The sequence below is a fragment of the Acetobacterium sp. UBA5834 genome (assembly GCF_002435675.1).
Taxonomy (GTDB): Bacteria; Bacillota; Clostridia; order Eubacteriales; family Eubacteriaceae; genus Acetobacterium; species Acetobacterium wieringae.
Genome location: NZ_DJGY01000066.1, coordinates 1 through 11,840, shown reverse-complemented (window position 1 = coordinate 11,840; position 11,840 = coordinate 1). Strand labels below are relative to the sequence as shown.

Genomic DNA, 11,840 nt, shown 5'->3' with positions numbered 1-11,840 from the left:
TGACAAGCGTGTACATTATAAACTGATAGACTGGCTTTACGAACAGGAGGTAAGGATCATGAAAATCGGATATGTACGTGTAAGCACGGAAGAGCAGAATGAGGCACGGCAAGAAGTCATTATGAAGCAATTGGGTGTGAAGAGGGTCTTTATTGACAAGGTATCGGGGAAGAACACCAAACGTCCGGCTTTGCAGGAAATGCTGCAATTTATCCGGGAGGGGGATGTACTGGTCATCGAGAGTTATTCAAGGTTAGCCCGTTCGACGGTGGATCTGTTAAAAATCGTCGAAGACCTGCATGAGCGCGATATCGGATTTATCAGTCATAAGGAAAAAATCGATACCACGACGCCACAGGGTCGATTGATGTTGACCATCTTTGCTGGTATTTATCAATTTGAGCGGGAATGTATGCTGCAACGTCAAAAAGAGGGTATTGCCATTGCTCGGGCCGAGGGTAAGTATAAGGGGCGAAAGCCAATTGAAATTGATCAAAATGAATTTAATATTGTTTATAATGACTGGAAAAGTGGAAAAATAAAAGCGGTCGAAGCCATGGAGGTATTGAAGCTCACCAAACCGACATTTTATCGAAAAGTGAAAGAATATGAGCACAGCAGGCGAAAAAATATGAAAGTAATAGAGTTATCTCTGCCAAAGGTCTGACTTTCATTCCGTCCCTTTGCATCGTCGACCTTTGGGTAACCTTTATTATTGGCCATTTCCACATAGTACCTGCAGGTTACTCGCATATTCCGTAAAATTACCTCGGGCCTATTTCCTAGAACTAAAGCGAAAGTTCTTTAATAGGGGTGATCAGACCGAATAAAAATTAATAACGAAGTGTCACCAAAAAAATTCATGTTACTTTTGGCAATGGTGAACAATTGGGAGAAAAAATGAAAGATTTAATTAAACACATCAGAGGAAAAGAAACGGTTGCGTGTATACTAATACTCCTGTCGTTATTTGCTTTTACGGGATGTAATGGACCGTCGGCAGATAATTCGGGGAAGGTTGTTAGCCAGCTAAATGGTTCGGGTTTTGAAGGTTATACGCTGATCGAAGTTGACGGTGGTGATCTGTCGGGTCAGCATCAGCCAAATGTGGTGGTCGATATCGGTTATGGTGATCGCCAGGATTATGCTTTACCAATGAATATGGCCAACTGGTCAAAGTAACGGCGGCACAAATTATTTTACAGGATGATGCGACCGAACCGGTTCTTGAAACGGGACGATATTTTCCGGACGAAGCTAAGGTGCCAGGTGTCGAAAGTCCCAATCTGGATCAGGGTCACGTCATTGCCGATTCGCTTGGTGGTGTGTCCAAAGCTTATAATATCACCCCACAAAACAGCACCCTCAATTGGGACGGTGATCAGGCCTATATGGAGAAAGTCATCCGGGATGCCGGTGGCTGCAGCGATTTTACGGCGGTGATCACTTATCCGACAACGACGACCCAGATCCCCAGCCATTACAGTTATACTTACACCTTAAAGGGGAACGTGATCCATGACGAATTTGATAATGTCAATCCCGATGAAGTGAACAATCAGCTCGGCATCACGTCACAAAATGGTGCAGCCGGTTCCGGTGTCAACATCAGTGAACTGGATAAAAAGGCCGAATACATTGTCATCAAAAATACCAGTGCCTATGCGGTAGATTTGACCGGTTGGAAAATTGTTTCAGTTTTAGGCAAGCAGACCTTTACCTTCCCGTCGTATAATTTAGCAGCAGGCGCCTCGGTTAAGGTTGGCGATTCAGCCAGTAATTCAGGTATCGATTTTCACTGGCTTGATGGCAGCGGTACCTGGAACAACAGCAAGAGCGATCTGGCGGAGTTGTATGACAGTGCTGGTCAATTGGTGGATACCTATGACAATTAAAGATAAGAATGGCTTTTGTTAAGCGTTCGACCACGCCCCAGGCAATTTTAGAAAAAAAGAATTGCCTGGGGCTTACTTTTTTGAACGGTTTGACGGTCTCGTCTTGGGTTTTGGCACCGTGGTCGCTGTCGCTCACACCGTGCCTGCGATACGTTAACCTTCTGCTTCACCCCCGGCTTCACTCCGGAGGCGCGGTGCAGCGGTGGCTTTAACTGTCGTTTTGGCGCAAGCCCAGTCTCCGCTCACGCTCCGACAGGGCTATATCAACGGTTTTCGTGTCGCCTTCGTCCTGGCCTGCCGGCCAGAGCGAGGGATTTAATCGACGTTTGTGTTCAACGTGAAACCAAACGCTAACAGTTACAAGGCGTTTGTAGAATGCCCGTTGCTGTCTATCTGCGTTGTGGTGGTTTTCAGGTTTGTAGCAGTGGTTTGGTACAACTTTTACTCAATATATAAAGAAACTAAATCGCTATGAAGATCAAGCAAACGCGGTTGAAGATTTTCGAAAAATGATAAAAAGTCATTCACAAATATCTTTGCTTTTACCAAATCGTTTTCAACGAATAGAATGTAAAAGAAATTTTTTATTTTTTCTAACTGGTCAAATTTTAGCTCAGTAAACAAATTCTCATATACTTTTGCTTTCGGATTAATTTTTTTACATTCCAAAAAAAATGAATAAAGCCAGTCAAATTCGAAATCTAAATTTCGGACTCTACTAATCATATTGACTTGAATAAATTTGAATATTCCTTCAACTTCTTTGCTCATAAATTTATACAAACTTTTATCATCGAGATAATCGTATTCTGGTAATAACAAATTATCTATCTTCATTTGTTCATATATATCAGTGTATTTATAGACCCTCAGATAAGAACAGATATACATGAATAGATTATCCATTTCGATATTCGTCAGGAAATAGTAGTTTTCTTTGATTGTCTCCAAAGTTGAATAAGGGTTAAAATTAATGAAACCAACTTGAAGTGCTATTTCATATTTTCGAATCATCTTTACCAGGTTATAATTATCATCGACCGTTGTTAATTTGTTATACAGTTTTAAGTCGTTTTGATTCCCTGATTCTAAACCTACAAAAATCGTTTTAAAGCCAGTATCGGACATTAGCTGAAGCAAGTTATGATCATCTTCCGTATCACTTAATGAGGTTGCTTTAACATAACATTTAAACACTAAATTTAAATTCATTTCATTGATTGCAGTACACAATTCATAAATTCTTTTTTTTGCAGCCAAATTATTCGGATCCAGTAGATTATCATCGGTGAAGAAGAATTTTTTTACCCCAAATTGATTTGCAACAATAGCGATTTCTTCAACAATGTGTGAAATTTCTTTATAAATAATTGGTCCTTTTCGTTCAGTACAAAATGCACATTTTCCGGTACAAATATTATTTTTCGTCTGTAAGCAGTATTCTTTTCGTCGATTACGATAGTCTGTATCATTCATAAAATAATCGAATGATGGATGATAATCTACTTTTCCGTTGCAATAGGGTAGCTTTTTATCCTGGTCGAATAGAGAAACAACATTGGGAGAGGATTTAACGCAATTTTCTGTGATAAGTTGTTGAAGTAAGTTTTCTAAGGGTATTTCGCCGTCTCCTAAAATGATATAATCGATACAAGCATTAGCTTTAATCAATTCCCGGTAATACCTTGTAGGATAACCACCCCCAAATACAGTAATGGCTTTTGGACGTTTAAGCTTGATGAAATTAGCGACTGATATGCAACAATCAACGTTAGATGAATTAACTGAAAAACCAAAAAAATCATAATTGAGGACAAGGTTATTTATGATCTCATCTTCGCTTATTCTTTTGTGATGATAAAAAACATCAACTGTGCAGAAATTTTTTTTTCTCAAATAGCCTGCAATTTGATCGATACCGATATTACTGTAACGCCATAGATTATTGATTGAAATTAAAAGAAGGCTATTGTTGCCATTTTGATTATCGGCATTATTCATTCTTATTTCCCCATTCTCCTGTATAAGGATTATATGTACACCTAGGATTTTTGTCTGTTTTTCTTCCAGCAGTTGCCATTGCCAAAGGCCTGCAATCTCGACATGCAAAACGAAACTCACAATCTTTACAAAAATCGACTTGACTAAAATCGCAGAACCAGTTTTTCTTGAGTGCGTGTGAAGTTAAAATATTTTCAAGTGAAACATCCTTGGTATTCCCATATATGATATTTCGCTCAAAAACACAGGGCAATACATCCCCAGTTTCAGTAATTGCTAATTTGCCAAACCAGCAACTATTCTTGTGTGTATTGTTGGTAAAACGTTTTAACGAGGCAAAAAATTCTGGCTTTAAGAAAGTTGAACTTGAGATAATGTCAGTATTATCTGGGGTATGTTGATCCTGTGTGCCACCAAATACATTCCGAATTACATCGTATCCATTATACTTTATATCCAAATCGGTGATATAGTTTTCAATCTTATCAATAATGTCCTGATTTTCTTTCATTACAACCACTGCAATATCAACATCGACATTATTTTTTTTGAAATATTTAATGGTGTTTTCGAGTGTTTTAAAACTTCCGTTAACTCGGGTAATTTGATCGTGAGAGTGACAATTATCACCGTACAACGAGACCTTGATCTTTATATTATCTTTGTTTTGAACAATTAGTTTCTTTAACGAATCGCTAAATAATGTCCCATTTGTAAATAGGGTAGTTTTGATTTTGTTTTCACATAGGCATTCTAGTATTTGATCTATGTACTTATACGTACAGGGTTCACCGCCAATAACAACTACGCGTTTTACTTCAAGCTTTTTAAGTTTGACAATGATATTCTTCCAGTCTTCGATATCGAGTAGTATTTTTGCCGATTTATGTTCTTCACCCTGATAACAGTGCAGACATTTGCAATTGCAAGTCTGTGTTACTTCAAGCCAGGCCATTTCTAAAGTTGTCAATTCTGTGGCTTCAGGAATATATGGTTTAACAATGTAATTTTTATCAAATAAGTTTTCTTTGACTAAGTCATCGATGTATTCTTGTTCTTCATAAGTAAAGATCGGGTTCTGTGTGGTTGTAAGCTTATTGACAACAGCACAAGAATTTTCATTGATCCAGAATACTCTACCTGTAATAAAATCGTATAATGCGCCTTTTATAGCACCTTGAACAAAGACAACATTTTCATTTATTCTGTGCATATATTTTTGATACCCTTTCAATAAAATTTAAGGGTATTAATTATTGTTTTAATTAATACCCTTAAGAATTGTAATTTGATAATTACGTATTTTTCGTTACTTAGTTTCTTTTTTCGGGGAATCTTCATCTCTGACATAACGATCATCGGGATTGCATCCTTCAGACGGGCCACAATCTGTTAAACAGAATTCACGAGTGTCAATTTTTGAATCAGGTGTGACACACTGTAAAGAAAACTTCATACGGATCCTCCTTCACTGAAAATATGGTTGCTATAAATTAACTTTGATTGACTTATATTTTACACAAATGAAAAACATAAGTCAATATAAAATGTCATTTTATTACGAAATTGATCATAATCTTGTAGACGTCAGTTTTTTACAGATGCTGTTAGTTATGCTGCTGTTTTTGTTATTGACTTTAGGGATGCATGATGACCCCGGTATACCCGTCCTCGGCAAAAGAATCAGCATAGTGAAATTTTTAAAAAGATGGACAGTGTTGACATAAAGATTGGCAAGCAATTCATAATGTTTCACCGGTTCTGACAAATTATCGATCCGTCAAGAACACAATCATTGATGTGATCGTTTCAAGTCAGCAGACTGAATGAAACAAAGTTTATAGTGGGTAGAGATGATAGAAACCACTCCAGTTTTAATCGGTAACTCTGAGTAATCGTATCAGTTTCAATGTTTAAAAAGATTCTGTAAATGCAATATTTGACTATTCAGATGAGTCGTTTTGGTTTATCATAGTGGTATGCAACTTACCATGCTGATTTTTGTTCCTTTGCATTTACATCATATCAGATGTCAGATGTTTTTTGTCAACTTCCGTTTTCGGAGGCGGCAGTATCCGTTGTATTAATATTTCAGTTGAATTTTCATGCTGGGAAAGTTGAGTGAAAAATTGGAGGAGAAAAATGAATACTTATTTAGCAAAAAACTCACCCTTTAACAATTTTGACAATATGGAGCCCCTTTACGAATTGATTCAAGGTCAGTTAGTTGAAAAAGACTTTTCTGAGGAATTTCCGTATAAAGGGAAATTAACCCTCTATCAAGATACGCGTGAGGGAAGTGTTCGTGTCCAAATACCAAGGGTATTTGTATGTAAAGTTGATTTTAATCAAATAAATGAAGTATATCCGCCAGTCACAGATATACGCAGAAACAAATTGCAAGTTTACGCAAACCAAATGAGATATGAGAATATCGATTCCTATGATATTCATCAGGTTCTTGAGATGCCTGCGTACACAAATATTGAAAAACTACAAAAAACTGGAATTCTATACACGTCTAATCTGTTGCCCGATCCGATTTCTAACATGATCTATATTAAAGATACGATCAATATTTATGGTCCTTTTACGTGGAAATTTAATGACAATGAAAGCCTTGTTGTTAATGTGAAAGCAGAGCAGTGTAATAAGATTTATGAATATCGTATTGATGAAATAAGCCAGTATATTCATCAACTTGAATTATCAGATCATGATGGCGGTGATATCTATGAAATCATAACGACAAAATCTATTCTTGCAAATGCCAAACAAATAGAATTCATAACCGATAAAGACTTGCACAGAAAATTTGTTAAAGACATCAAGAAAGCAACATCTATCGATTTAAGTATTAATCATAAAGATATCCAAGAAATACTTGATGTGATCCCTGAGCTTGAAATGAGTGAGGACCGAAAAAAAAGAATCATAAATGATTTCATAGATTACAATGCTTTACAGGAAGTGTTGGAAGAACTGTCAAAAACGGCGGTATTAAATCCAGAAACTTCAGAATTGGTTTATACAGAAATATTAAACAATCCGAAAACCCGAGGACAGGTTATTGAAGATTTAAAAGAACGGGAAGATTTCAGCGAAGAGCTATCAGCTGCTAAGAGTGAAATTAATAATATGATACTGGTAAAAGATCGTTTGCTTGATGAAGTTGAAAGCATTCAAAAACAAATTGAAGATCTGAATCAGGAAAAACAGATTGAAACCGAAAATGAAGTTATTAAAGAATTAATGGAAAAACAGCAAAAACTAACAGCTGAAATTGAAGAATTACAGAAAAAATATGATCTGAGTACACAAATAAGGGACTGGGAAGCAAAAATTGAACGACAGAAAGTTGAACATGATAGCTTTACGGGGGTTAATGCTTCTTTAAAGGAAGCATTGGCTGAGAAAGTCAAAAATGCTTATATGGATGTTGCGTTCAATGGCCAGATTGCTAACGAAGTATTAAAAGCGGCTGCTGGCTATGCCAAAAACGCAGATCATGAACGTTATGCTTTAATGATGGCCAAACAGGGAAGTGTTCCACATGCCAACGAGAAGATTATGAATCCGTCGGAATTCATCGATATGGTTCAAACCACCCTCAATCGGGATTGTCATCGGATGATGTCAAGAAACGATGTCATCAATATATTACTTTGCATAACTCAGGGTTTTTTGACCGTCTTTGCCGGGGAGCCGGGTTCCGGAAAAACATCACTTTGTAACTATCTGTCTAAAATATTGGGCTTGTCCAGAAATGATCATTACTCACGTTATATTGAAGTATCAGTGGAGAAAGGTTGGACATCAAAGCGGGACTTCATCGGTTATTATAATCCGCTGACCAAACAATTTGACCAGGCCAACCGAAAGGTTTTTGAAGCCTTCAATGTCTTGAATCATGAGGCGAAAAACGGTATAAATGATTATCCTTTTGTCGTTATGCTGGATGAGGCAAACTTGAGTCCCATGGAGCATTATTGGGCTGATTTTATGAATACGGCGGATATGAACAAGGATAAGCGGGAAATTAATTTAAATGAACAATATGAACTAAAAATTCCCAAAACCTTACGGTTCCTGGCTACAATTAATTACGACCATACCACCGAGATATTATCCCCCCGTTTAATTGACCGTGCGTGGATCATCATGCTTGAAAGTGGTAACCTGAATATCAATGATGTTGTTGTCGATCAAGAAATTGAACCTCTGCCAATAATCAGTTACCAACAGCTGACCAATGTGTTTGGTGTGAACTCAACCAGAAGCATGGAAGATAATACGGTGGAAAAATTTAATGAAATCAACAATACACTAAGGGAAAATGGTTTATTTATCAGTCCACGGGTAATGACGATGATTAAAAACTATTGTGTTGTCGGTAGTCAACTCTTTGACAAAAAAATGAATCGGTTGCCGGCACTGGACTACGCAGTTGCACAGAAAATTCTGCCAATGATTAATGGATACGGTGAAACCTATAAGATGTTTTTAAATAATCTTTCAAAAAGCTGTGACAAGAACAACATGCCAATAAGTAATCGGATCATCCAGGATATTATTAAAAAAGGCGAGTCAAACATGCAATATTATCAATTCTTTGCGAAGTAAGAACTATGGAAACAAAACTTTATTTTAAAACAGGTCAACGTAGAGAAGATATTGACATATTCGAGCAGCCGATTTCGGGAACACATCACCTTGTAAAAAAAATTGTCTACCAGAATGAAAATTATAAGCTTTGCATCAAAACAAACGCTAACATTAAAAATATCATGCTGCTGATCAATAATAAAGAAGGTGTCTGCGGAGAATGCGTGATGTTTCATAATGATGCTGGGTTAGAGTTCATTTATGATGTGTCCCAGGCAATCCATGTAATGTTTGGGAATGTCTACATCTCGGTGATTCTGACAATGGAAGATGGAACCGAAGCGATTTATTTTGCTGAACCGGTTGGTATCGCCATTCCGGAAAAAAACACCGAGGTACAGCTATCACTCGAAGAAATGCTCAAAGACATACTTGAAAAAGAAAATACCCTGCTAGTAACAAAAAGTCCTTCCAGTATTTTGGAACACTTTCAGAGCCAGTTTAAATCGCGGATCGATATGGAAATTGAGGTAATCGATTATGTTTTAAAGACATATACCTTTAATTTTCGTTACTTTACTCGGGACATCCGTTCTACTATGACCGAGATGAAAAGGATTGATCGTTTTGAGAAGCTCCGGACGATCAAACCCCAGACCCTCCATTATATTGCCACGCATGTTGAACAGTTCGAACAGGTCAATTTTCCAACTGGCATGAGCGTCTATAATAATTACCATGTTCAACCCCGGAACACCTTGGTTTCACAGAACAAGTCTGACCATAACACCTACGAAAACCGTGTCATCATCGGTTTTCTGGAGCATCTGGTCAAGTATATGCGAAAAAAACAAACAGATATCAACAACCTGCTCAATAACGTCAGTCTGACTGAGCAGTCAGAAAGCCATGTTAAACCGGGTTATATCCTGTCGACAAAGATCATTGAATTGTATACGCAGTCAAAAATGGAGCTATATCTCAAGCAGGTAACGGAGCGAATCGGGAAGGCGAATGAATTACTCATGAAATATCGGAGTATCATTAAATGTGCTGGTGAAAGAGTCGAAGGTCCGCCAAAGAATACACCAGTCTTTCAAAACATTCATCATTATCGGAATGTGTTTGCGGCAATTTCCCAGTTTTTTATCGTTGGCAAGATCGACACGGCCAGGGAGAATCAGATCCTGAGTTTTTCTACCGCCGATCAGATATATGAGTATTATTGTCTTCTCGCGATGTTTACGGCCTTTGATCGGTTGGGATATGCCGAAAATGTTAATAAAAGGATGAGGTATGCTTATGATATCAGTCAGAAATATTTAAATCGACTCGACGATAATGAAAACACCTACTTTTTTACTAAGGATGATGAAGAGGTTGTCCTCTACTGCCAGCCAATTGTCTATTCATGGAAAAATAAAAATACGAACCAGATCAGTTTATACCGAACCGATCGGGACTTCTACATCCCTGATTTCGTAATTAAGCACACGGACTGCAACCAGGTTGTCAACTACTGTGTATTGGATTCAAAATGGCAAATACGCTACAATATCAATCTGGAAATGATGCTTTATAAGTATTACGTAAAAATTGCTGATGATCAGGATAAACCCGGGAAATACTACTTCTGGATCATGCAAGGGAAAGACGATGATCAAGAAAAATTGTACCGGCTTAATTCGGGAGCGATCAGCCGGACGAAACCGGATGATATCACTTATCAGACGGGGATAGTTACCTTAACACCACGGTCAGGGGAACAGTATCTTATTCAGGTGATGGATCGGTTTTTAGCGGGGGATTAAGGCTTAACTGATATTGGCATGGATCTGAACCTCAGTTTGCGGGTTTACTTTTATAATGCGGCAAAGCTGTTGTCGATGTGGGTGTCCTAGTACCGGCAGGTACGCTGCTGATGTGGAACGATGGCAATTGGTAGGCGTGGTTCAGCCAGAGCAGGGGAAACTCTTCCTCTTCCCACTTTCTGGCTAGCTTGCTAGCTAGAAAGTGGAGGCTTATTTATTTTTGGGTTCGACGTGTCACCAGAACCCCGCCACTGTTTCGGCGTCTACACCCCAGGTGCCCTTACTGTGAACCACTGACCGAAACACATTCGGTTTAAACGGTGTTTTGGTTTGTGGTAGCAATCGGGTTGACATTATGCCACAGTTGCTTCACTCCGTCGTAGAGCGAACGGCTTGAATTGGCGTTTAGAAAATTGATAAACAACTGAAACAAAAATGGTTCTACTGTACATTAATTAATCGCAATAATTTTTTTCGGCTTCTTGATACATACTGTGAAATTTGTGGCGTAAAGTTTTGGGTGTAATAATTGTAGCATCTTTGCCAAATTTGAAAAAATAATATTCAATCTGTCGTTCTGTGCAATTGAATACATAAATATTTTCAGGTTCAATGCGAACGTACTGTGGTCGTAAATTAAATTGGGTATTGTATTTCCAAATACCGATATTAGAGAGCTTGATAAATATTTCGGTTGTTTCGTCAACTAAAAACTGTACCCCCTTTATTGTTAACTGTTCTTCAATAGCTTTCATTTGTATGTTTGTTATATTGGCATGTTCACGGCTGATGCTGATGCTTTTGATACGCGATATACGAAGAGTAGTACATTGATCGTGTTTGTATTGTGTAATTTCGGGTACAGTTAAACCGACCAAATAATTAAAATTTGAGAGATGATCGATGGTTAATTTATAGGGCTTAAGAAAAATAGTTTTGTTATTATTAAGGACCACGCTAATAATTTTACCCATTTCCACGGCATCACTAATTTTTTCAATAGTTTCAGAATAAAAGATTTTCTCACGTTCGACATAGGGCAACTCTGCATATGTTTCATAGATTGCTTTCAAATATTTACCTGGTCTTTGAAAAATTTGGTTCTCTTTTGATTCTACAGAGAAATCCTTTAAGTAACGATAGTTATCGTTTGTTAAGCGAAATTTTTTACCTGCTCCCTTAGGATAATTTAATAATTTGTCAGTCAATTCTTTTTCAGTATTTTCGAGAAAAATGTCGATAAATTTTTCAAACTTTGTTAAAAGCTCAGGATCCTTAACTTTAGGTTTCAGCGAAAGCAAATAGAATTTACGTTTTTCATTTAACTGATTTGTTATGGTAGCAGGTGATTGTTCGTGATAGTTTGCAAAAATACGATTCAGAAAATTTGAGAGATTATTTTCGGTGCTATTTTCGTAAAAACATTGGATATCATTTTCGATGATATTCCACGCTGAAAATGACAAATTAATGTGTTGTTTTTGATTCTCATTTAAAAATTCTGAGAAAGACATGTTAAAACCTCCTT

Annotated in this window: 9 protein-coding genes; 5 read left to right on the top strand and 4 right to left on the bottom strand. The window is 37.4% G+C overall.

Annotation, left to right across the window (positions count from 1 at the left end; genetic code table 11):
* Positions 1–58: 58 nt before the first annotated feature.
* The 3 genes from B3F51_RS13460 to B3F51_RS13450 all read left to right on the top strand — a co-directional run bounded on the left by B3F51_RS13460 (position 59) and on the right by B3F51_RS13450 (position 1,895).
* Complete coding sequence (locus B3F51_RS13460) at positions 59–667, top strand: recombinase family protein (protein WP_286947592.1); 609 nt, start codon at positions 59–61, stop codon at positions 665–667.
* A 233-nt stretch (positions 668–900) separates the two neighbouring features.
* Positions 901–1,182 (top strand): hypothetical protein, encoded by a 282-nt coding sequence (locus B3F51_RS13455; RefSeq protein ID WP_286947591.1) that lies wholly within the window; start codon positions 901–903, stop codon positions 1,180–1,182.
* 80 nt (positions 1,183–1,262) lie between these two features.
* A complete protein-coding gene (locus B3F51_RS13450; protein ID WP_286947589.1) occupies positions 1,263–1,895 on the top strand; it encodes a lamin tail domain-containing protein in 633 nt (210 codons plus the stop codon).
* Positions 1,896–2,336: 441 nt separating this feature from the next.
* Here the strand turns inward: B3F51_RS13450 and B3F51_RS13445 are convergent, their stop codons facing one another.
* The 3 genes from B3F51_RS13445 to B3F51_RS13435 form a co-directional block, all read right to left on the bottom strand.
* Complete coding sequence (locus tag B3F51_RS13445; protein WP_286947587.1) at positions 2,337–3,896, bottom strand: B12-binding domain-containing radical SAM protein; 1,560 nt, start codon at positions 3,894–3,896, stop codon at positions 2,337–2,339.
* Complete coding sequence (locus tag B3F51_RS13440) at positions 3,889–5,109, bottom strand: radical SAM protein (RefSeq protein ID WP_286947585.1); 1,221 nt, start codon at positions 5,107–5,109, stop codon at positions 3,889–3,891. Before B3F51_RS13440 ends, B3F51_RS13445 begins: the two co-directional genes overlap by 8 nt.
* A gap of 96 nt (positions 5,110–5,205) precedes the next feature.
* Positions 5,206–5,352, bottom strand: coding sequence for a hypothetical protein (locus B3F51_RS13435; RefSeq protein ID WP_286947583.1), 147 nt, complete (start codon positions 5,350–5,352; stop codon positions 5,206–5,208).
* Positions 5,353–6,038: 686 nt separating this feature from the next.
* On the opposite strand from B3F51_RS13435, the gene B3F51_RS13430 reads away from it, so the two are divergent.
* Both B3F51_RS13430 and B3F51_RS13425 read left to right on the top strand, forming a co-directional pair.
* A complete protein-coding gene (locus tag B3F51_RS13430) occupies positions 6,039–8,519 on the top strand; it encodes a hypothetical protein (RefSeq protein WP_286947582.1) in 2,481 nt (826 codons plus the stop codon).
* Between the two features lie 5 nt (positions 8,520–8,524).
* Positions 8,525–10,312 carry a hypothetical protein gene (locus B3F51_RS13425; RefSeq protein WP_286947581.1) on the top strand — a complete coding sequence of 596 codons (1,788 nt, stop codon included), beginning with the start codon at positions 8,525–8,527 and terminating at the stop codon, positions 10,310–10,312.
* Between the two features lie 455 nt (positions 10,313–10,767).
* On the opposite strand, the gene B3F51_RS13420 is transcribed toward B3F51_RS13425, so the two are convergent.
* Positions 10,768–11,840 (bottom strand): WYL domain-containing protein (locus B3F51_RS13420; protein WP_286947578.1); only part of this gene is annotated, 1,073 nt, incomplete at its 5' end.